The sequence below is a fragment of the Lysinibacillus sp. OL1 genome (assembly GCF_004332175.1).
In the GTDB taxonomy this organism is placed as follows: Bacteria; Bacillota; Bacilli; order Bacillales_A; family Planococcaceae; genus Lysinibacillus; species Lysinibacillus capsici.
The window spans coordinates 81,071-104,756 of sequence record NZ_SJDS01000011.1 but is presented as its reverse complement, the minus strand read 5'-3'; the positions used below and the strand labels follow the sequence as shown (position 1 = coordinate 104,756).

Sequence of the window (23,686 nt, the reverse complement as noted above, 5' to 3'; positions counted from 1 at the left end):
ATAATGACATTTAATCAAAAAATTACATCACTACATTTAGATGTATTAAAGGAGATTGGAAACATCGGTGCTGCGCATGCCGCGACAGCACTTTCCAATTTACTTGGGAAAAAAATTGATATGCGTGTGCCAAAGGTAGAGATGGTGTCCTTTAACGATATGATGGAGTTGGCTGGCGGATCAGAAAACGTAGTTGTTGGCATTTTCCTTCGTATTGAAGGTGATGCAGAGGGAAGTATGTTCTTTATTTTACCGATCGAACAAGCAAACCGCTTTATACGCCGACTTATTTTTGATGATTCTTTTGACTTTAAAAAACGACCTGTTTCAGAGTTAGGTTTATCAGCCATGCAAGAGATGGGTAATATTTTATCGGGCTCCTATTTATCTGCCTTATCGGATTTTACTAATTTGAAAATTTATCCAACTGTGCCAGGTCTAAGTGTTGATATGTTTGGAGCTATAATAAGCATTGGATTAATAGAATTATCTCATGTCAGTGATAATGTTATTGTTATAAATACATCCATTTTTGAAGAAGGTGTGGAAGACCATGAAACGGTGAGGGGCCATTTCTTCCTACTACCAGACCCTGACTCGTTTGATGCAATTTTTAAAGCATTAGGGGTTTCGTGATATGTTAACCAATAGTAGTGGACAAGTGATTAAAGTGGGAATTGCACAAATGGATGTAGTAAAGCTGCCTAACACGATTCGAACTTCTGGTCTTGGTTCATGTGTTGGTGTTATTTTGTATGATGAGTCAAAAAAAATTGCTGGTTTAATCCATGTGATGTTACCAGATTCAAGTTTAGGAAGAGCTGAGTCAATCAATGTCGCGAAATTTGCAGATTCAGGGATTGCTGCAATGATTGATTTACTAAAGTTAGAAGGCGTTCAAAAATTTAAACTCAAGGCAAAAATTGCAGGGGGTGCGCAGATGTTCCAATTTACTTCAGACAAAGATACAATGCGTATTGGTCCCCGCAATGTAGAAGCTGTCAAAAATGAATTAAAGAGGCAGGGCATCCCTTTAGTAGCCGAGGATACTGGTGGAAATAGTGGTAGAACGATTGAATTTAATCCTGCAACGTCGATATTACATATCCGAACAGTTAACCAGGGAGTGAGTGAAATCTAATGTTTGGTTCTATATTTTACAACCTATGGGGAGCATTAATTGCCTTTTCTATTTATTTTTTTAGTACATTTCAAAAACCATTTACGCCTCTGCGAATCCTGATAGGCTCTTTTATTGTAGCAATCATCGCATTTTTTGTAATGTTTATTGTACGTTTTCTAATTGCTTACATCTTGTTTACACCAGAGGAAGATGAGGAAGCGGTTGAAGGCGATATAGAAGAAAAGGAACTTGAATCAATAGAAGGCGTAAAACAAGAAGTGCCAATAGCTAATTCTACGGTTGAATTTCAAGATGAAAATTCAGAGGAAATTGCACAAGTAGTAAGAACGATGATGAGTCGAGAAGAAGATCAACAAGTAAATGCGTAACAGTAAGAGTCGTGAATAACGACTCTTTTTTATTTTGCTTTGGAGTATGTAGCATATGAAAAAACTTAAGTGAAATTAATTATTTTTATATAGCCATAACTTTAGGCTAGGAGATGTTTCACACGCTGAGGCAGAAGAAATGGCGAGCATCTTACGTGATGCAGGTATTACGATCGTGACGAGTGTCCCCCCTACGTAGAAAGTTTCCCCCTGCTGGTTTATAACACAGAAAAGGAGTAACTGTTGTAATTGGGTGTGACAATATCTTTGATGTTTGGTCCCCATTTGGTAACGGGAATTTATTAGAACGAGCTGGTCGTTTGGCAAAAAGCTCAGGTTGGGGGGATGAACGCTCATTAGCCCAAATCCTTCAATTTATTACAGGAGGAAAAACTCCACTCAATCAAGCAGGTGAGCAAACATAGCCAAAAGTGAGAGATAGTGCAAATATGGTGTGTGGAGGCTTCTTGCTCTGCTGTAGCAATTGCTCGAAGATCTCTACGTAAGGCAACTATATTCAATGGAAACCTTGTCTTTAGTTCGTTGTAAAGCATAATTTATTGATAAAGAGTGGTTTCTATATATTGGGTAGTATTGCTCTTTTGTTCAATTTGTTCTTTGCGTTACACTAGTGCTAAAACTATATCAAAAGAATTCAGTAGCTACCTACAAATAGCTTAATCATATCCAACTGTATCCAAGTGTCGTTACACAATCAGGATACAGTTTTTCTATGTCTTTCAAAAACAAAGGAATATATTAGAGACTAAGAGAAACAAATGAAATTATAGTCGATTCTTGTTATAATATAGGAAAGATTGCAACTGCTTATCGGGCTTAACTATTCAGGGCTCACGTCTAGATTAGCTTAAATGTGGATTTTTATAAAAAATAACTGAGAAATCCTGTTGAATGATAAATTTTAAGAGCGCAAGTAGTCGTTAGTAAACAGGCGTGAAAAAGCGTTTTTTAGAGAGGTGGATTTCATGACACAACCAATTCTGAACGATGAGCAAAAACTATGGAATCGCTGGATACATGAGCGTGACCCCGATGCGGGTGATTTACTTATAAAAAAATACATTTCTTTAGTATCTTATCATGTCCAACGTATTGGTGCAGGTCTGCCAAAAAGCGTCTCACGAGACGATTTAACGAGCTTAGGGATGGTAGGACTTTTTGATGCATTAAATAAATTTGACATTAACAGAGATTTAAAATTTGATACATATGCTTCGTTTAGAGTAAGAGGAGCCATCATTGATGGTTTACGAAAAGAAGACTGGTTACCACGGTCAGCGCGTGAAAAAGCTAAAAAATTAGATGCACAAATTGAACAACTAGAACAAAAATATATGCGTCATGTAACACCTGAGGAGCTTGCGGAGCATATGGAAGTATCTGTTGAAGATGTCTATCAAACTGTGCAAGAGCATTTTTTTTCAAATGTTCTTTCTATTAATGAACAACAAGACCAAGAAGAAACAGATGGCAAGTCATTTGTCATACGAGACGATACAACAAAAACACCTGAGCAAGCTATCATTAAATCAGAGTTGTTAGATGATCTTGCGGAAAATATTCAGAAACTCAATGAAAAAGAACAACTTGTCCTTAGTTTATTTTACACGGAGGAGTTAACTTTGACAGAAATTGGTGAAATGCTTGAACTATCAACCTCTCGTATTTCACAAATTCATTCAAAAGCGCTATTAAAGCTACGAAAGCTATTATCTAGTGAAATGATTAATGCGTAAATATCCTTGAGGGAGAGATTCCAATGAGTTTAAAAGGTGTCGAGTTACAGATTGCTATTCCAAAAACATTTGAAGCAGGAAAAATGGCGGATCAGGCACAGCAACAAGTATTGGCTCAGCAAGCACATGCAAATGAAGCATTAAAAAAAGAAGTAGAGCGCAAACAAAAAATTGTCAACACATCAGAAGGTATGGATGAAATTAGTGAGGATGAAGATGCGGGTGGTGAGTATTTAACAGGGATTCATAAAAAGAAAAAAAAGCATCAACAAGAAAAACAGGCACAACATCCGTTTAAAGGGAATTTCGTGGATTTTAGTGGATAGGAGTTTACAATGACAACCATTCTAATAGCGGTGCTATTCTTTTTACAGCTAATTTCATTTTATTTTCTTATCATTTTAAATACAAAGTTAGCAAAGTTTAAAGATTTGGAAAAGAAGCAAGAACGATTAATGAGGGAAATGGACGACACCATTAGTGTATATTTAGCTGAAATGAAAGATGAAAATGACCGTCTTATTAAAGAGCTACAAAATGTCTCGCAGTCAGAAATAGCTGCTAGTAGCTTGCAGCAAACGGAACAATATGTGACTCCTCAGGAGCAGCCATCTTTGCCAGTAGTACACGAGGTGAAAAGTGATAGTTCTCTATCCTTAGAAAAGGATGCTCGTATCTATGTACCTAAAAATATTGTCGCAAATGCTTATTCACGTCAGCAACATACTGGCTCGAAAATGGTGAAAACAGCTCCACCTTTAAAAGTGGAGGAGCAAAAAGAAGCTGAAAAATTACTGACAGTGGAACAACAAGCTCTAGAATTAGCAAAGCAGGGAAAATCACCAGAGGAAATAGCGAAACAACTGCAAAAGGGTAAAACAGAAATCGAGCTTTTACTGAAATTCCATCACTAAATTGTTGCGAATTGTTCAAAGCTATGATATAGTTGCAAATGGTGTTATTACTACACACGCATTTTGATGCAGTAAGTGGTGCTCTAAGCTTAGGGTAGCTTGTTGTAGATGATAAATGCGGAGGATAAAAACCAAACATATTAGGAGGAAATTCACATGTCAGTAATTTCTATGAAACAATTACTTGAAGCTGGTGTACATTTCGGTCACCAAACTCGTCGTTGGAACCCAAAAATGAAGAAATATATCTTCGTTGAACGTAACGGGATCTACATCATCGACTTACAAAAAACTGTTAAAAAATTAGAGGAAGCTTATGACTTCATGCGTCAAGTTGGTCAAGACGGTGGTAAAGTTCTTTTCGTTGGTACGAAAAAACAAGCACAAGAAGCGATCAAAGATGAAGCTGAACGTTCAGGCAACTACTACATCAACCAACGTTGGTTAGGTGGTACTCTTACAAACTTCGGTACAATTCAAAAACGTGTTGCACGTATGAAACAAATCGAAAAAATGGAAGAAGAAGGAACTTTCGAAGTTCTTCCTAAAAAAGAAGTAATCCAACTTAAAAAAGAACACGAACGTCTAATCAAATTCTTAGGCGGTATCCGTGATATGCACGATCTTCCAGACGTAATGTTCGTGGTTGACCCACGTAAAGAACGTATTGCGGTTGCAGAAGCTCGTAAATTAAACATCCCTCTAGTAGGTATTGTTGATACTAACTGTGATCCAGATGAAATCGACTACGTAATCCCTGCTAATGATGATGCTATTCGCGCTGTTAAACTTTTAACTGCTAAAATGGCTGACGCTTTAATCGAGTCAAAACAAGGTGAAGAAGAAGCTCCAGCTGTAGAAGCTGCTGCTGAGTAATTCACGTTTACAAAAAGGTGATAAGTGGCTCAAAACCCTTATCACCTTTTTTAGAACCTATCATTAAATTATGTTCAACCAATTTGAGGAGGAAACACTAAATGGCAAACATTACTGCACAATTAGTAAAAGAATTACGCGAAAAAACTGGCGCTGGTATGATGGATTGTAAAAAAGCGTTAGTACAAACTGATGGCGACTTAGAAGCAGCTATCGACTTCCTACGTGAAAAAGGTCTTTCTTCAGCTGCTAAAAAAGCTGACCGTATCGCTGCAGAAGGTACAACTTATATTTTAGAACAAGGTAACGAAGCAATCATCCTTGAAGTAAATGCTGAAACTGACTTTGTTGCGAAAAACGACAAATTCCAAGTATTAGTTGCATCTTTAGCTGAGCAATTACTTGCTGCTAAACCTGCATCAGTTGAAGCTGCTTTAGAGCTTGCAAATGCTGAAGGCGTAAAAATTGTAGATCAAATTTCTTCTGCTATTGCAACAATTGGAGAAAAAATTACACTTCGTCGTTTCGAAATTAAAACAAAATCTGATGCAGATGCATTCGGTTCATACTTACACATGGGCGGCCGTATCGGTGTATTAGTAACTTTAGAAGGCTCTACTGATGCAGCAGCTGCTAAAGATGTTGCTATGCACATTGCAGCAATTAACCCAACTTATGTTTCTCGCGATGAAGTTTCTGCTGAAGAAGTTGAACGTGAGCGTAAAGTATTAACTGAACAAGCTCTTAACGAAGGTAAACCAGAAAACATCGTTGCAAAAATGGTTGAAGGCCGTCTTGGTAAATATTTCGAAGATGTTTGCTTACTTGACCAAACTTTCGTTAAAAACTCAGATCAAAAAGTACGTGATTTTGTAGCTTCAACTGGTGGTTCTGTAAACGGCTTTGTACGTTACGCTGTTGGTGAAGGTATCGAAAAACGTGAAGATAACTTTGCAGAAGAAGTAATGAGCCAAGTTAAAGGTAACTAATTTAGCTTGCATTTGATTCTAATCAAATAATATCTAGATTATCTAGACAAAAAAATGGGGAACACAACATAGCGTGTTCCCTATTTTTCCGAAATGAATGAAAAAAATTGAAGATAATTTTCTATTCTGCCTTATTCACAACTAGCAATTATTGTTAGATATACTATAATGGAAAAGGGAATAGGGATGTTTTAAATAAAGTCTTACGGAGGTTTACAATGAGTGTACCGCAATATAAACGAGTAGTTATTAAACTAAGTGGTGAAGCGTTAGCTGGAGAAGCGGGCTTCGGTTTATCACCAAAAATAATCAAGTCTGTTGCAGAAGAAGTAAAAGAAGTAGTAGATCTTGATGTAGAAGTTGCTGTTGTTGTAGGTGGCGGTAATATATGGCGTGGAAAAATAGGTAGTGAAATGGGAATGGATCGTGCTGCTGCGGACTATATGGGCATGCTGGCAACCGTAATGAACTCCCTAGCTTTACAAGATGCACTTGAAAAATTAGGCATTGAAACACGTGTTCAATCTTCTATTGTGATGACTCAAGTAGCGGAGCCATACATTCGTCGTAAAGCAGTTAGACATCTTGAGAAAAAGCGTGTTGTTATCTTTGCAGCAGGGACAGGTAATCCGTTCTTCTCTACTGATACGACTGCCGCATTACGAGCAGCAGAAATTGATGCTGATGCAATTTTAATGGCTAAAAACAATGTCGATGGCGTTTATTCAGCGGATCCTAAAGTGGATGAGACAGCCATTAAATATGATACACTCACATACTTAGACGTTATCCAACAAGGCTTACAAGTAATGGATTCAACGGCTTCAACTTTATGTATGGATAACGATATCCCGCTAATTGTTTTCTCAATTACGGAGCCGGGTAACATAAAACGAGCTGTACAAGGCGAAAAAATCGGAACAGTTGTTAGGAGGAATGTATAATGGCTAAACAAGTATTAGAACAAGCTAAAGAAAAAATGAACAAAACAATCGCAGCTTTCTCACGCGAACTAGCATCTATTCGTGCAGGTCGTGCGAACGCATCTCTATTAGATCGTATTTCGGTTGATTACTATGGAGCAGCAACACCAATTAACCAACTTGCGGGTGTTTCTATACCTGAAGCTCGTTTATTAGTAATTACGCCTTACGATAAATCAATTTTAGGTGATATTGAAAAAGCAATTATGAAATCAGATATTGGTATTACACCAACAAATGATGGTTCTGTCATTCGTCTTATGATTCCTGCTTTAACAGAAGAGCGTCGTAAGGATCTAGTAAAACAAGTGAAAAAAGAAGCGGAAGATGCAAAAATTGCTGTACGTAATGTTCGTCGTGATGCAAATGATGATTTGAAAAAACTTGAAAAAGCTGGCGAAATCACAGAAGACGATCTACGTGGCTATGGGGAAGATATTCAAAAGTTAACAGATGAATTCATTGTGAAAGTAGATCAAGTAGCGAAAGATAAAGAAAAAGAAATTTTAGAGGTGTAAAGAAACCTTTTACACGTCTATGATGGAACTTTTTGATGAGATGAAGGCGTCCTATACTTAACAGGACGTCTTTTCTCTTTATTATTCATAGCCAAATTGCTTACTCAAATAGAGAGCATGTATGAATGTGAAAAGGTCATTAATGATACAATCATCATTATTTAACAAACTCATTCTTTAATATGTGTATAGTTCTAAAATAAGCTAGTACATACATAGTCAATTTAGAGGGAAAAAAAAGACAAAAGGCGCTTTTGTTTGTTATGATAGGTTAGTATACGTCCGATTAGTTGTAGTGGGGGAGTTAGCATGTTTAAAAAGCTATTAGGTAAACAAATAAATATGGATACACTATCATTGGAGGAGCGTGTGGCCCTAGCTAAAAGCGAGCCGATTCCTGCCCATGTAGCGATTATTATGGACGGAAATGGACGTTGGGCGAAGAAAAGAGCTATGCCACGTGTAGCTGGTCATCATGAAGGAATGAAGACGGTGCGTAAGGTGACAAGATTTGCGTCAGACTTGGGTATTAAAGTCTTAACTGTCTATGCATTTTCCACTGAAAATTGGAAGAGACCAAAACCTGAGGTAGATTTTCTTATGCGGTTACCTGTTGAGTTTTTAGGTTCCTTTTTACCAGAAATGATGGAGCGGAATGTACGTGTCGAAATGATTGGAGACCCATCTTTATTACCTGCCCATACACAAAAAGCGTTGTATGAGGCAATGGAAGAAACGAAGCATAATACAGGGCTTATTTTAAATTTTGCACTGAATTATGGTAGTCGTTCTGAAATGGTCAATGCCATGAAAATGATGCTTCAAAAAGTGCAGGACGGTCAATTAACGATGCAAGACATAACAGAAGATTGCTTAACATCTCATTTAATGACGGCACATTTACCTGAGCCAGATCTTTTAATTCGTACAAGTGGTGAAGTGCGATTAAGTAACTTTATGCTATGGCAGCTCGCCTATACAGAATTTTGGTTTACAGATACATTGTGGCCAGATTTTAGTGAGGAAAACTTACTCGAAGCGGTGGAAAACTATCAGAAACGTAATCGCCGTTACGGTGGGTTGAAGGGAGAAGAAACAACTTGAAACAACGAATTATTACCGCAATAATTGCAGCAGCACTTTTCATTCCATTCGTTATTTATGGAAAAGTACCATTTGCCATACTTGTGCTAGCAATGGCTATTGTCGGTTTTTATGAAATACTTAAGATGAAAGGTATTTCCATTTTTTCTGTACCTGGCTTCTTAGGACTGATCACTTTAATTTTACTGGTTATCCCGAAGGACTGGAGTGAAAGGGTTGTAGAATTAATAGGCTATTCGTCTAATCTAATGGTAGTCTATGGTCTAATGATGCTACTTCTTATTTACGTGGTTTTAGTAAAAAATAAAATAACTTTTGATGAAGTTGGCTTTATTTTATTAGGCGCTTTTTATGTGGGATTAGGATTCCATTATCTAATTGAAACTAGAAATATTGGATTAGAGTATGTTGTCTATTGCTTATTAGTTGTTTGGACAACGGATTCTGGTGCATATTTTGTAGGGAGAAAATTAGGGAAAAATAAGTTATGGCCAGAAATTTCACCTAAGAAAACGATCGAAGGCTTTATAGGTGGAATAGTCATTGCTGTTATTTTTGCAGTCGGTATGCAACTCCTTTACCCATTCGCAAATGGTTATATATCACTTGTTTTTGTAACGATTTTTGCCTCTATCATTGGTCAAATGGGCGATTTGGTAGAGTCTGCTATTAAACGTCACTTTGATGTAAAAGATTCAGGCAATATTTTACCAGGGCACGGAGGAATTTTAGATCGCTTTGATAGTCTATTATTTGTCGTGCCTCTACTTCATTTTTTACATTTATTTGGTAATTAATTGTATAGGAAAAGACATCTTGCTAAATCATTTGCTTAGATAGAAAAAGGGGACAATTTGTTGTGAAAAAAATTAGTTTATTAGGTGCAACGGGTTCAATTGGTTGGCAAACCTACGATATCTTAAAAGAACAACGTGATGCTTTTCAATTAGTAGCTTTTTCATCAGGAAAGAACCTAGAGAAAACGCGAGAAATGATTGAAACATTAAAGCCAGAATTAGTTTCTGTGCAATTAGAAGAAGACGCACTGACACTAGCTAAAGAGTTTCCAAATATCCAATTTACGTTTGGAGCAAAAGGACTTGTAGAGGTCGCAACACATCCAGATTCGACTGTACTTGTCAATGCTGTGCTTGGAAGTGTAGGCCTTGAATCAACATTAGCAGCCATTCGTATGGGCAAAACGATTGCTATTGCTAATAAAGAAACGCTTGTAACTGCTGGTCATTTAGTGATGGCAGAGGCCAAAAAATACAAAGTAGCCATCTTGCCTGTAGATAGTGAGCACTCTGCCATCTTCCAATCGATGAATGGTGAGAATCCGAAAAATATCGAACGTTTGATTATTACCGCTTCTGGTGGTAGCTTCCGTGATAAAACACGAGAACAATTAAAAGACGTGACGGTCGCAGATGCACTGAATCATCCAAACTGGTCTATGGGTGCAAAGATTACGATAGATTCCGCTACAATGATGAATAAGGGATTAGAAGTCATCGAAGCACATGTTTTATTTGATATGCCTTATGATAAAATAGATGTACTTTTGCATAGAGAAAGTATTATTCACTCTCTAGTTGAGTATCATGATACTAGTGTTATTGCTCAGCTAGGTACACCCGATATGCGTGTGCCAATCCAATATGCTTTAAGCTACCCAGACCGTATACCATTACAAAATGGTCAGCGACTAAATTTAGCGCAAATTGGTCAACTACATTTTCAAGAGATGGACTTTGAGCGATACCCTGCTTTGCGTTTAGCGTATGAGGCTGGTCGTATGGGTGGTACAATTCTGACAGCAATGAATGCAGCAAACGAAGCGGCAGTTGCAGCCTTTTTACAAGGGAAAATCACATTCCTTGAAATTGATGAGACGATTGAACGTGTGATGCAGGCACACCAAAACATTGCAGTACCAGATTTACAAACCATATTACATGTGGATAGTGAGACAAGAAAAATAGTGTTAGACATGGTAAAATAACGAAAGCACTGTATCGTTAAACTAATCGCTATTAAAGGTGGGGTATTATGCAAACAGCCATTGCATTTATATTAATATTTGGTATGCTCGTCTTCTTCCATGAACTTGGACATTTCTTATTCGCCAAACGTGCAGGTATCTTAGTACGTGAATTTGCGATCGGAATGGGTCCCAAAATTTATGGAAAAACGCATGGTGAAACAATGTATACTATTCGATTATTACCAATCGGGGGATACGTACGTATGGCCGGCGAGGATATGGATGGCACGGAATTACAGCCAGGCTACCGAATAGGGCTTATTGTGAATGAAGATAATGTTGTTAAAAAAATTATTTTCAATCAAAATAATAAGCAGTTACCAGATTTATTATTTTTAGAAGTTGAACGCGCCGATTTAGAGAAGGAGTTATTTGTAGAGGGTTATGATGAAGAAGAACGTCTAGTTCGTTATCAAGTAGCTAGAGACTGTGTGCTTGTGGAAAATGGTCGTGAACTTGTCATTGCGCCACACGATCGTCAATTTAATGCAAAGACAGTTGGTCAACGAGCAATGACTATCTTTGCAGGCCCTTTGTTTAACTTTATTCTCGCGTTTGTGATTTATTTAGTGATTGGATTGATCCATGGTGTACCAACATACGAGCCAATTATCACAGAGGTAGTAGAGAATGATCCAGCTGCACAAGCAGGGATGCTGGCAGGAGATAGAGTAACAGCTATTAACGGACAAGCAGTTGAAAAATGGCAAGATTTAGCTGCAATCGTTCAAGATCATCCAAACGAAGATATTGCTGTGACAGTTGAACGAAATGGACAATCAGTGAACTTAAATATGACTGTTAAGGAAATCCAGCAGGATGGCGAGAAATATGGTCAAATAGGTGTACGCTATGAAAGTCCCAGAGAATTTAACCCATTAAAGGCAGTTGTTTATGGAGCTCAAGAAACCTATAATATGACAGTGAAAATATTTGAACTATTAGGTATGCTAATAACTGGTAAGTTTACAATAGACGCACTTTCAGGTCCTGTAGGTATTTATAAAGCAACAGAGCAAGTTGCCCAATATGGTATTATGAACCTAATGAATTGGGCAGCAATGCTAAGTATTAACTTAGGAATTATGAACCTACTTCCATTACCAGCACTTGACGGAGGCCGTTTATTATTCTTTGGCTTTGAAGCTTTACGTGGTAAACCAATTGACCGTCAAAAAGAAGGTATTGTACATTTTGTAGGAATCGTCCTACTCATGATTCTAATGGTGGTTGTTACATGGAACGATATACAAAGATTTTTCTTTTAATTCATTGACAGTTAAATGAAATTTGATTTCCTAGCTTTGAGCGCAATTTCGATGAAACATTGCGCTCAAAGCTAAATTTGTTTATGCTATTGAGAGTATAAACTTATCTATTGAAAAAGGTGGAACACTGAATGAAGCAAAGTAAAACATTTATCCCAACGTTACGTGAAGTACCTGCTGATGCTGAGGTAAAGTCACATAAGCAATTACTACGTGCAGGGTTTATTCGTCAAAATACAAGTGGGGTATACTCGTATTTACCGCTTGCAAAACGTGTGCTAACAAAAATTGAAACAATTATCCGAGAAGAAATGGAAGCTATCAACTCCATTGAGCTACTAATGCCATCTCTACAATCTGCTGAGCTATGGCAGGAATCAGGTCGCTGGGAAAAATACGGACCTGAATTAATGCGCTTAAAAGACCGACATGACCGTGATTTTGCATTAGGGCCAACACATGAAGAAGTCATTACAACTTTAGTCCGTGATGAAATTAAATCATATAAAAAATTACCGCTAACATTGTATCAAATTCAAACCAAATTCCGTGATGAAAAACGTCCTCGCTTTGGCTTACTACGAGGAAGAGAATTTATCATGAAAGATGCTTATTCTTTCCATGCGTCACGTGAAAGTTTAGATGAAACATATGAAGATATGTATCGTGCTTATTCTAATATTTTCTCCCGTCTCGGCCTAAACTACCGTGCTGTTATTGCAGATGCAGGTTCGATTGGCGGTAAAGGAACACATGAATTTATGGTCCTTTCTGAAATTGGGGAAGATACAATTGCGTACTCAGATACTTCTGATTATGCAGCAAATATCGAAATGGCTGAAGTTATTGTTGACTATCAACCATCTGATGAAGCTTTAAAAGATGTAGAAAAAGTAGCAACTCCAGAGCAAAAAACAATTGAAGATGTTTCAGCATTCTTAAAAGTAGAACCTGCTAATGTCATCAAATCTCTAGTTTTTGATGTAGATGGAGAGCTTGTAGTAGTGCTTGCACGTGGGGATCATGAAATTAATGATATCAAATTGAAAAATGCACTTGATGCAGGATCTGTGGAACTTGCAAGTGAAGCAGCGATTCAAGAATTATTAGGTTGTGGTGTTGGCTCAATTGGTCCAGTGAAATTACCGGTAGACGTAAAAGTTGTAGCAGACCATGCTATTAAATCTATCCGAAATGGTATTGCAGGTGCCAACGAAGATGGATTCCATTTAGTCAATGTTAACCCTGAGCGTGATTTTGCAGTTAATGACTATTTAGATATTCGTTTTATTCAAGAGGGAGATCCTTCTCCTGATGGACAAGGTAACATTAAGTTTGCAGAAGGTATCGAGGTTGGTCATATTTTCAAATTAGGTACTACATATTCTGCTAAAATGAATGGTACTTTCTTAGATGAGCAAGGTAAGGCTCAACCATTTATCATGGGGTGCTATGGTATTGGTGTTTCTCGTATTCTAGCTGCTGTAGCGGAGCACTTCCAAGATGACAATGGCTTTACATGGCCAACACAATTAGCGCCATATGATATTCATGTTGTGCCAGTAAACACAAAAGATGAGGCACAAGTGACATTAGCGGAGGAGCTTTATGGCTTATTAAAATCATACCGTTATGATGTGTTACTTGATGATCGTCCTGAACGAGCGGGTGTAAAATTCGCTGATGCTGATTTAATTGGCTTACCTGTTCGAGTAACTGTTGGTAAAAAAGCAACAGAAGGTATTGTAGAAGTGAAATTCCGTCAAACGGGTGAAACATTTGAATGGAAAAAAGAAGAAGTAATTGATCGTCTGAATGAATTTTTCCGTAAAAATTAATGACGAGCTAAAAATTGGTGATAATTAGAATTTGATGCTTTTAATAGAGGCTTTCGTATAATTTTGATAAGATAGATATAAATAATTCGCGACACTTCTGCGGGACAGTGAGCCAAGCAAGCAACAACAGATGGTAAAATATCTGTTAAACTTGAAGAGCGCCCGCAGTGTGGGAGCGAATTTTTTTCTTGAATTCATCACGCGTTTGAGACGAATTAGAACATGAGGCTAAAGAAATTGCCTCTTTCTGAAAGTAGGTGTCATTAGATTGGAACAGCAACAAGAGGCAAGAATGAGACTTCGAATGCTCTTGCAACAACTAGAGTTAACAGATGATGTATATATGTCATTTTTTGAGGAAGGTGAACTATCACGCCTGACAGTTCATAAAAAGGATAGACTTTGGCATTTCACAATTAAGTTAAAGGATATATTACCGTTTCCGTTATATCAGCTTTTCCGTACGCATTTGACAGAGAAATTTTCAGCAATCGCGCAAGTTAATACAACATTCGAAACATTGGAAAAAAATGTAACGGAGGAACTGGTGCAAGCTTACTGGCTAAATGTTGTGGAACAAATTGATGAGATGGCTCCAACGCTTAAAAATTGTCTCATCACCCAAATACCAACGTGGAACGGCCAAAAGATGACTTTATCCTGTATGCAGGAAATGGAATTTATGATGCTCAAAACGAAGTATGCTGACAAACTAGCAGAAAGCTATGGTCAATTTGGTTTCCCTCGTATGGCAATCGACTTTGTGCTACAAGAAGAAACAGAAGAAATGATAGCAGCACAGGAAGCATTTATGGAGCAGAAACGTCTGGAAGAAGTGGCTCTGGCACAGCAAGCGATGCAAGATTTCCAAAAGCGTGAGCAAGAGAAGAAAGACAATCCGGCACTGGCCAACCTTGGTGACCGTCCATTCCAACTTGGGATGCATATTAAAGATGATGAAATCATGGAAATTAAGCGGATTGTTGAAGAAGAGCGCCGTGTTATTATTGAAGGATTTGTCTTTGATACGGAAATAAAAGAATTAAAAAGTGGCCGTTCCTTATTACAAATCAAAATTACCGACTATACAGATTCCATCATTGTTAAAATGTTTTCTCGTGACAATGATGATGCTGAATTAATGCAACATCTGAAAAAGGGCATGTGGGTGAAAGTTCGAGGCTCTGTGCAAACCGATACGTTTATTCGTGATTTAATCGTCATGGCGAATGATATTAATGAAATCAAAAAAGAAACACGACAGGATTTAGCACCAGAGGGTGAAAAGCGTGTTGAATTACATTTGCATACACCAATGAGCCAAATGGACGCTGTTACACCTGTTGATCGGCTTGTTGCTCAAGCTGCAAAGTGGGGGCATCCAGCGATAGCTATTACAGATCATGCGGTGGTGCAATCTTTCCCTGAAGCATATGCAGCGGGAAAAAAACATGGCATTAAGATTATATATGGTCTGGAAGCAAATTTAGTTGATGATGGTGTACCAATTGCCTATGCTCCAGAGCATCGTTTATTAGCAGACACAACGTATGTTGTTTTTGACGTAGAAACGACAGGGCTATCAACTGCCTATGATACGATTATTGAATTGGCTGCAGTTAAAATTAAAGATGGACAAGTGATTGATAAATATGAAAGCTTTGCAAATCCACATCATCCACTTTCGGCCACTACCATTGAATTAACAGGTATTACAGATGATATGGTGCGAAATGCACCAGAGGTAGAGCAGGTCATTAAAGAATTTCATGCCTTTATCGGCGATGCAATCGTTGTCGCTCATAACGCATCATTTGATATAGGCTTCCTATATACAGGCTATAAAAAATTTGGTCTTGAAGAGACAATCCATCCTGTCATTGATACATTAGAGCTAGCAAGATTGCTTTATCCTACAATGAAAAACCATCGCTTGAATACACTGTGTAAAAAATTCAATATTGAATTAACACAGCATCACCGAGCAATTTATGATACAGAAGCGACAGGATATCTATTGTTGCAGCTATTAAAGGATGCTGATGAGCTAGCTATTAAATACCATGATGACTTCAATAAGCATATTGGTGGTGGGGATGCCTATAAAAAAGGTAGACCTATGCATTGTACAATTTTAGCAGTTGATAATGCAGGCTTAAAAAACTTATTTAAAATCGTCTCACACTCTCATACAAAAACATTCTATCGTGTTCCTCGGGTGACACGTGCTGTGCTTGAACAATATCGTGAGGGTTTATTAGTTGGATCAGGTTGCAGTAATGGTGAAGTATTCGAAACAATGATGAATAAGTCTCCAGAGGAAGCAGAGAAAGTCGCTCGTTTTTATGATTATATTGAGGTGCAACCGAAGGCTGTATATGCACCATTAATCGAACGCAATGTTGTACGTGATGAATGGACATTAGAAGATATTATCCGTAAACTTGTTAAACTCGGGAAGAAGCTAGATAAACCTGTTGTTGCAACTGGAAATGTTCATTATTTAGATCCGACAGATGGGATGTTTAGGCAAATACTTATTGGTTCACAAGGTGGAGCAAATATTTTAAATCGTTCTAAGCTACCAGAGGTACATTTTAGAACAACTGATGAAATGCTGAAAGAATTTGATTTTTTAGGACCCGATCTTGCAAAAGAAGTGGTTGTGACGAATGCTCAAAAAGTAGCAGCAAGTATTGGAGACGTTAAACCGATTAAGGATGACCTATATACACCAAAAATTGAGGGCTCTGATGATGAAGTAACCAATTTAACTTATGAAATGGCCCATCGTATTTATGGTGAGGAATTACCGGAAATTGTGAAAGCTCGAATTGAGAAAGAGTTAAAATCGATTTTGGGACACGGTTTTGGTGTAATTTATTTAATTTCTGCCAAGCTAGTGAAAAAATCATTAGCTGATGGCTATTTAGTAGGGTCACGTGGTTCGGTAGGTTCCTCATTAGTAGCCACTTTTATGGAAATCACAGAGGTTAACCCATTACCTCCTCACTATATTTGTCCTAGTTGTAAACATTCCGAGTTTTTCGATGATGGATCTGTCAGCTCAGGCTTCGATTTACCAAATAAAGACTGTACGGAATGTGGAACACCTTATAAAAAAGATGGACAAGACATACCATTTGAAACCTTCCTTGGATTCAAAGGTGATAAGGTACCAGATATCGATTTAAATTTTTCGGGTGAATATCAGCCTCAAGCGCACAACTATACAAAGGTGCTATTTGGTGAGGATTATGTATTCCGTGCGGGAACAATTGGTACAGTTGCGGAGAAAACAGCATATGGCTATGTGAAAGGCTATGCAAATGATCATAATTTACATTTTCGTGGAGCAGAAGTTGATCGTTTAGTTCAAGGCTGTACAGGAGTAAAACGTACAACTGGGCAACACCCTGGAGGAATTATTGTTGTTCCAGATTATATGGATATTTATGATTTCTCTCCAGTGCAATTCCCTGCAGATGCGCAGGATGCAGAATGGCGTACAACCCATTTTGATTTCCACTCTATTCATGACAATATTTTAAAGCTAGATATACTTGGACACGATGATCCAACGGTGATCAGGATGTTACAGGATTTATCAGGAATCGATCCTAAAACAATTCCGACCGATGATCCTGTCGTCATGAAAATTTTTAGTTCTCCTGAATCTTTAGGTGTTACAGAAAAGCAAATTGGCTGTAAGACAGGGACACTAGGTATACCAGAATTCGGTACGCGTTTTGTACGTCAAATGCTAGAAGATACAAAGCCTTCGACATTTTCGGAGCTTGTACAAATTTCTGGACTTTCCCATGGAACAGACGTATGGCTAGGGAATGCACAAGAATTAATTCAAAACGGTACATGTGTGCTAAAAGAAGTAATTGGTTGTCGTGATGACATTATGGTGTATTTAATTTATCAAGGTCTAGAGCCGTCACTAGCCTTCAAAATTATGGAATCTGTTCGTAAAGGGAAAGGTTTATCAGAAGAATTTGAAGCGGAGATGCTCGCTAATAAAGTACCAGGTTGGTATATTGAATCTTGTAAAAAGATAAAATACATGTTCCCGAAAGCCCATGCCGCAGCATACGTGCTAATGGCAGTACGAATTGCTTGGTTCAAGGTACATTTTCCAATCCTTTATTATGCAGCGTATTTCACAGTTCGAGCAGATGATTTTGATTTAATTGCAATGGTACAAGGATCGCAAATGATTCGAGCAAGGATTGATGAAATCAATATGAAAGGCTTAGATGCATCTACTAAAGAGAAAAACTTATTAACAGTGCTAGAGCTTGCACTGGAAATGTGTGAGCGAGGTATGAGTTTCCAAAAGGTTGACCTATATCGTTCCCAAGCTAGTGAGTTTGTCATTGATGGCAATTCACTAATTCCTCCGTTTGATGCAATTCCGGGTCTTGGAACCAACGTGGCGAAAACGATTGTAGCTGCTCGTGAAGAGGGAGAGTTTTTATCCAAGGAAGATTTACAGCAACGTGGTCGTGTTTCCAAAACACTTATTGAATACATGGACCAGCTTGGTTGTTTAGAAGGCATGCCTGATGCTAATCAGCTATCGCTATTCTAGTTTTGCAATTGTTTTGCATGGAAAGGTCATAATGTCAATTCAAATTCCTGACACAATATGGTTATCTATAATGAAGGAAATTTGCATTGTGTCGAGAACTGTGCTATTCTTATGGTAATAATTTGTTGATATTTTTCCAGCAAAAGAGTGGGGCATACCCGCTCTTTTCTGTTGTTTAACCGTAGCAAAACAAATTTTGACTAACAGCAGGTAAGACCGTAAAATTTCACCAAAGCAACTGGTGGAATTTCTGTTTTATTATGGTTCATTACTGCGTTAACTTGATAGTGATGAACAATTCATACGCTAGAATTTGATAAATACAGGAGGAAATAATGAGCAAAGTACCATCTTTAATTGAAGAGCTCGCTAAACCAATTGTGGATGAGTTAAATCTTGAGCTAGTGGATATTGAGTTCGTAAAAGAAGGACGTAACTGGTTTTTACGTGTCTATGTTGATACACCTGAAGGTGGAATTGACATCGATCAATGTGCTCAAGTGAGTGAACGACTAAGCTTGTTATTGGATGAAAAAGATCCAATTACACAAAACTATTATTTAGAAGTTTCTTCGCCTGGAGCGGAACGTCCATTAAAAAAAGATACAGATTTTGTCAAAGCAGTTGGCAAGTTTATTTATGTAAAAACCTATGAGCCCATCAAGGACATGAAGGAATTCCAAGGCTACTTAACGTCATACGATGAACATACATTAGTGATGGAAGTGCGTATTAAAACACGTAAAATAACAGTAACAATTGAACAAGAAAAAATCGCATTGGCACGACTTGCCATTGATTTTTCAGCATAAAGCATATTTAGGAGTGAAAACAAAATGAGTAGTGATTTGTTAGATGCGCTGAATGCGCTAGAAGAACAAAAAGGAATTTCAAGAGATGTGTTAATCGAAGCCATTGAAGCGGCATTAGTTACAGCTTACAAACGCAACTTTAACCAAGCACAAAATGTTCGAGTAGACTTAAATTTAGATAAGGGCTCAATTCGTGTATTTTCACGTAAAGATGTTGTGGAAGAGGTAGAAGATGATCGTTTGCAAATTTCTTTAGAAGATGCAAAAGTCATTAATCCAGCCTATCAGCTAGAGGATATCGTGGAGCAGGAAGTAACACCACGTAACTTTGGACGCATTGCTGCACAAACAGCAAAGCAGGTAGTTACACAACGCGTACGTGAAGCGGAACGAGGTTTAATTTATGAGCAATACGTAGATCGTGAAGATGATATCGTAACTGGCGTTGTTGAACGTTTAGATGCTCGTAATATCTATGTAGGTTTAGGCAAAGTAGAAGCGGCATTGCCTGTTAATGAACAAATCCAAGGTGAATCTTATCATCCGCATGATCGTATTAAAGTGTATATTACAAAAGTGGAACGTACAACACGTGGACCTCAAGTGATTGTGTCTCGTACACATCCTGGTTTATTACGTCGATTATTTGAGATGGAAGTACCTGAAATTTATGAGGGTATTGTAGAGATTAAATCAATTGCACGTGAAGCTGGAGATCGCTCTAAAATTTCTGTTTTCGCACATAATGAGGAAGTGGATCCAGTTGGTTCATGTGTTGGAGCAAAGGGAGCTCGTGTACAAACGATTGTCAATGAACTAAATGGCGAAAAAATTGATATCGTAGAATGGTCTGAAGACCCAGTTGTATTTGTAGCTAATGCATTAAGCCCATCAAAAGTATTAGATGTACAAGTGAATGAAGAAGAAAAGTCGACAACAGTCGTGGTACCAGACTATCAATTATCTCTAGCTATCGGTAAACGTGGGCAAAATGCTCGCCTAGCAGCGAAGCTTACTGGCTGGAAAATTGATATTAAGAGTGAGACTGATGCTCGTGAATTAGGTATTTATCCTTCGGCTACAAGCACTTTCATCCCTGCTGATGATGAAGAAAGTGATTTTGATGATGTAGCAGTTGACTTATATCAAGACGACGAAGAATAAGTAAGAAAGCCCGTGTGACAAGTTAGCTGACAGTATTCAGTGGGCCCCCTACGCCGACTGAATACTGTCAGAGCGTCAAGTAGAGCATGACTTGTCCACCTCTTACGACAAGCTTCAGAGAGGAATGGTGATTCTTATGGCTGTAAACAAAAAAGTACCTCTTCGTAAATGTGTAGCAACTGGAGAAATGCTACCAAAGAAAGAGATGATACGTGTTGTTCGTTCGAAAGAGGGCGAAGTAAGTGTAGATATCTCCGGGAAAAAGCCTGGGCGTGGTGCCTATGTCTCTAAATCAGAGCAGGCAGTTGACCTCGCGCGTAAGAAAAATGTATTAGGGCACCAACTTGATGTGAAAATTCCTGAAGAAATATACGAGGAACTTATTTTGCTGATTCGTAGGGAGTCAATTTTATGATAAATCAAGCAATATTTAATTTGCTTGGAATCGCAGCAAGAGCACGTAAGGTGATTTCAGGAGAAGAGTTAGTAGTAAAGGAAGTCCGCAATGGCAATGCTAAACTAGTACTGCTTGCAAACGATGCTTCTAAAAACTCTAGTAAAAAAATTCAAGATAAGTGCACGTACTACAACGTTGAGTATCATGTAATTGGAGATCGATATGATCTAGGACATGCTACAGGTAAGGAGGCCCGTGTGGCTTTAGCTATTACCGATAAAGGTTTTGCAAGTAAATTGTCTAGTCTACTCAACGAAAACTAATCGGGGGTGAGCAGATGACCAAAATCAGAGTTCATGAATATGCGAAGCAAGTGAATAAAACGAGTAAAGAGGTTATTGAAGCACTAAGTAAATTAAATGTGAGTGTAACAAACCATATGTCTATGTTGGAAAAAGACGCTGTGGCAAAGTTAAATCAAACATTTAAAGCAACACCTGAGAAAAATGTAGCAAAACAATCAACTCAAAACATGGCACAAAAATCTCAATCAAATGGCCAGCAAAAACCACAGCATTCGGTGAAAAAGCAAGAAGGACAAAGGCAGCAATCTGCTACTTCTAAGCCAAAAGCAAACAATCAGCAACATGCACAGCAAAACTCAAATTCGTCTAACGAAAAATCTAAGAATACAAAAGGTAATCAAAATAGAAATATGACACAAAATAATAATAATAACAATAATAATCGTAGAGGTGGCGGTGGTTACAACCAACGTCCAAAACCAGGGATTCATGGAGGCAAACGTCGCCATCCAAAAACGCATCAACCATCAATTCCAGTGAAACAAAAGGAACTTCCAGAAAAAATTACTTTTGTTGAATCATTATCAGTTGCAGAATTAGCAAAAAAATTACACCGTGAGCCATCTGAAATCATTAAAAAATTATTCATGCTTGGCGTAATGGCAACAATTAACCAAGAATTAGATAAGGATGCAATTGAATTAATTTGCGCAGACTACGGTGTAGAAGTGGAAGAAGAAATTCGTGTAGATATTACGGATTTAGAAACACACTTCGAGCAAACAGAAGAAGTAAACGAGGCAGATTTATCAGAACGTCCGCCAGTTGTAACAATTATGGGTCACGTTGACCATGGTAAAACAACTTTATTAGACTCTATTCGCCATACAAAGGTAACAGCAGGAGAAGCTGGTGGTATTACACAACATATTGGTGCATACCAAGTGACAGAAGGCGACAAGAAAATTACATTCCTTGATACACCAGGACATGCGGCTTTCACAACAATGCGTGCGCGTGGTGCAAAAGTAACGGATTTAACAATTTTAGTTGTAGCTGCTGATGATGGTGTTATGCCACAAACAGTAGAAGCGATCAATCATGCCAAGGCTGCTGAAGTACCAATAATTGTGGCTGTGAATAAAATGGATAAACCATCGGCAAATCCAGATCGTGTGATGCAAGAATTAACAGAACATGGTTTAGTTCCTGAAGCATGGGGTGGAGATACAATTTTCGTTCCAATTTCAGCGTTAAAAGGTGAAGGCATTGATACATTGTTAGAGATGATTTTACTTGTAGCTGAAGTAGGCGAGCTTAAAGCAAATCCAGAACGTTTAGCACTTGGAACAGTAATCGAAGCTCAGCTTGATAAAGGTCGTGGCTCTGTTGCTACGCTTTTAGTACAAGATGGAACATTAAAAGTAGGTGACCCAATCGTTGTAGGTCATACGTATGGTCGTGTACGTGCGATGGTAAATGACAAAGGTCGTCGAGTAAAAGAAGCTGGCCCATCAACTCCAGTTGAAATTACAGGTTTAAATGATGTACCTCAAGCAGGTGACCGTTTCGTTGTCTTTGAAGACGAGAAAACCGCACGTCAGGTTGGAGAAACAAGAGCAATGTCAGCGATTCAAGCACAACGTTCAGAAAAACAACGTGTAACGCTTGATAACTTATTTGAACAAATGAGCCAAGGCGAAATGAAAGAGCTCAACTTAATTGTGAAAGCTGACGTTCAAGGTACTGTTGAAGCTATGGCAGCCTCCCTAATGAAAATTGATGTGGAAGGCGTAAATGTGAAAATTATTCATACAGGTGCTGGAGCTATTACCGAATCTGATATTTCTCTTGCAGCAGCTTCTAATGCCATCGTTATTGGATTTAATGTACGTCCGGATGTTAACGCAAAACGTGCAGCAGAAGAAGAGGGTGTAGATATTCGCTTACACCGCATTATCTATAAAGTAATTGAAGAAATTGAACAAGCAATGAAAGGTATGCTTGATCCTGAATTTGAAGAAAAAATTATTGGTCAAGCAGAAGTTCGTCAAACAATTAAAGTATCAAAAGTTGGTACAATTGCTGGTTCATATGTAACAGAAGGAAAGGTAACACGTGATTCAGGTGTACGTGTGATCCGTGATAACGTCGTTATTTTTGAAGGTGAGCTAGATACGCTTAAACGCTTCAAAGATGAAGTAAAAGAAGTGGCAAAAGGATACGAATGTGGTATTACGATTACAAACTTCAACGATATTAAAGAAGGCGACATTATTGAAGCCTATATTATGGAAGAGGTTAAACGCGCCTAATGATCGTGTATGCAGAGGTTGAATTTATCATTCAAACTGCCCATTCGTTAAAGGAAAAGCGTGCTGTCTTACAGCGTATGATTACCCGCACAAAGCAGAAATTTAACGTTTCTATTGCGGAAATTGACCATCAAAATGTATGGCAGCGTACGAAATTAGCACTTGTTGCTGTTTCTTCGTCCAAAGAAGCAGCTGAACGAGAAATTAATCACGCGCTCCACTATTTAGAGTCAAATCCGTCATGGGAACAGCTTAATGTGTGGCGAGATTATTTATAAGTAACAGTA

General features: G+C 38.0%; 22 protein-coding genes. All 22 read left to right on the top strand.

Going from position 1 to position 23,686, the window contains the following annotated elements:
- Positions 1-3: 3 nt before the first annotated feature.
- A complete protein-coding gene (locus EW028_RS18520) occupies positions 4-636 on the top strand; it encodes a chemotaxis protein CheC (RefSeq protein WP_131521890.1) in 633 nt (210 codons plus the stop codon).
- A gap of 1 nt (position 637) precedes the next feature.
- On the top strand, positions 638-1,141 hold the full coding sequence (locus EW028_RS18515; protein ID WP_004269269.1) for a chemotaxis protein CheD: 504 nt from the start codon (positions 638-640) through the stop codon (positions 1,139-1,141).
- A complete protein-coding gene (locus EW028_RS18510; protein WP_131521889.1) occupies positions 1,141-1,512 on the top strand; it encodes a hypothetical protein in 372 nt (123 codons plus the stop codon). The genes EW028_RS18515 and EW028_RS18510 overlap by 1 nt, the downstream gene beginning before the upstream one ends.
- Positions 1,513-2,498: 986 nt before the next feature.
- Entirely contained in the window at positions 2,499-3,269 is a 771-nt protein-coding gene (locus EW028_RS18500) for a FliA/WhiG family RNA polymerase sigma factor (RefSeq protein ID WP_036080567.1), read from the top strand.
- 23 nt (positions 3,270-3,292) lie between these two features.
- The gene (locus tag EW028_RS18495; protein WP_131521888.1) at positions 3,293-3,595 is read left to right on the top strand and encodes an RNA polymerase subunit sigma; all 303 of its coding nucleotides are present in this window, start codon (positions 3,293-3,295) and stop codon (positions 3,593-3,595) included.
- 9 nt (positions 3,596-3,604) lie between these two features.
- Complete coding sequence (locus EW028_RS18490) at positions 3,605-4,183, top strand: hypothetical protein (protein WP_131521887.1); 579 nt, start codon at positions 3,605-3,607, stop codon at positions 4,181-4,183.
- A 156-nt stretch (positions 4,184-4,339) separates the two neighbouring features.
- Positions 4,340-5,059 (top strand): 30S ribosomal protein S2, encoded by a 720-nt coding sequence (gene rpsB, locus EW028_RS18485; protein WP_004269262.1) that lies wholly within the window; start codon positions 4,340-4,342, stop codon positions 5,057-5,059.
- 101 nt (positions 5,060-5,160) lie between these two features.
- Positions 5,161-6,048 (top strand): translation elongation factor Ts, encoded by an 888-nt coding sequence (tsf, locus tag EW028_RS18480; RefSeq protein ID WP_131521886.1) that lies wholly within the window; start codon positions 5,161-5,163, stop codon positions 6,046-6,048.
- A gap of 218 nt (positions 6,049-6,266) precedes the next feature.
- The gene (gene pyrH / locus EW028_RS18475; RefSeq protein WP_004269260.1) at positions 6,267-6,992 is read left to right on the top strand and encodes a UMP kinase; all 726 of its coding nucleotides are present in this window, start codon (positions 6,267-6,269) and stop codon (positions 6,990-6,992) included.
- The gene (gene frr, locus EW028_RS18470; RefSeq protein ID WP_004269259.1) at positions 6,992-7,549 is read left to right on the top strand and encodes a ribosome recycling factor; all 558 of its coding nucleotides are present in this window, start codon (positions 6,992-6,994) and stop codon (positions 7,547-7,549) included. Before pyrH ends, frr begins: the two co-directional genes overlap by 1 nt.
- 309 nt (positions 7,550-7,858) lie before the next feature.
- Positions 7,859-8,653, top strand: coding sequence for an undecaprenyl pyrophosphate synthase (locus EW028_RS18465; RefSeq protein WP_004269258.1), 795 nt, complete (start codon positions 7,859-7,861; stop codon positions 8,651-8,653).
- Complete coding sequence (locus EW028_RS18460; protein ID WP_131521885.1) at positions 8,650-9,450, top strand: phosphatidate cytidylyltransferase; 801 nt, start codon at positions 8,650-8,652, stop codon at positions 9,448-9,450. The genes EW028_RS18465 and EW028_RS18460 overlap by 4 nt, the downstream gene beginning before the upstream one ends.
- 62 nt (positions 9,451-9,512) lie before the next feature.
- Positions 9,513-10,658, top strand: coding sequence for a 1-deoxy-D-xylulose-5-phosphate reductoisomerase (gene dxr, locus EW028_RS18455; protein WP_131521884.1), 1,146 nt, complete (start codon positions 9,513-9,515; stop codon positions 10,656-10,658).
- Between the two features lie 47 nt (positions 10,659-10,705).
- Entirely contained in the window at positions 10,706-11,968 is a 1,263-nt protein-coding gene (rseP, locus tag EW028_RS18450; RefSeq protein ID WP_054550529.1) for an RIP metalloprotease RseP, read from the top strand.
- Positions 11,969-12,099: 131 nt separating this feature from the next.
- A complete protein-coding gene (locus EW028_RS18445; protein ID WP_131521883.1) occupies positions 12,100-13,806 on the top strand; it encodes a proline--tRNA ligase in 1,707 nt (568 codons plus the stop codon).
- Positions 13,807-14,074: 268 nt separating this feature from the next.
- Entirely contained in the window at positions 14,075-18,406 is a 4,332-nt protein-coding gene (locus tag EW028_RS18440) for a PolC-type DNA polymerase III (protein ID WP_131521882.1), read from the top strand.
- Between the two features lie 335 nt (positions 18,407-18,741).
- Entirely contained in the window at positions 18,742-19,218 is a 477-nt protein-coding gene (gene rimP / locus EW028_RS18435) for a ribosome maturation factor RimP (RefSeq protein WP_004269252.1), read from the top strand.
- Positions 19,219-19,242: 24 nt separating this feature from the next.
- Positions 19,243-20,382 carry a transcription termination factor NusA gene (gene nusA / locus EW028_RS18430; protein ID WP_131521881.1) on the top strand — a complete coding sequence of 380 codons (1,140 nt, stop codon included), beginning with the start codon at positions 19,243-19,245 and terminating at the stop codon, positions 20,380-20,382.
- A gap of 136 nt (positions 20,383-20,518) precedes the next feature.
- A complete protein-coding gene (rnpM, locus tag EW028_RS18425) occupies positions 20,519-20,797 on the top strand; it encodes an RNase P modulator RnpM (protein WP_131521880.1) in 279 nt (92 codons plus the stop codon).
- On the top strand, positions 20,794-21,102 hold the full coding sequence (locus EW028_RS18420) for a YlxQ family RNA-binding protein (protein ID WP_004225011.1): 309 nt from the start codon (positions 20,794-20,796) through the stop codon (positions 21,100-21,102). Before rnpM ends, EW028_RS18420 begins: the two co-directional genes overlap by 4 nt.
- Positions 21,103-21,116: 14 nt before the next feature.
- The gene (gene infB / locus EW028_RS18415; RefSeq protein ID WP_131521879.1) at positions 21,117-23,399 is read left to right on the top strand and encodes a translation initiation factor IF-2; all 2,283 of its coding nucleotides are present in this window, start codon (positions 21,117-21,119) and stop codon (positions 23,397-23,399) included.
- Entirely contained in the window at positions 23,399-23,677 is a 279-nt protein-coding gene (locus EW028_RS18410; protein ID WP_008178987.1) for a DUF503 domain-containing protein, read from the top strand. Before infB ends, EW028_RS18410 begins: the two co-directional genes overlap by 1 nt.
- The last annotated feature ends 9 nt before the right edge of the window (positions 23,678-23,686 follow it).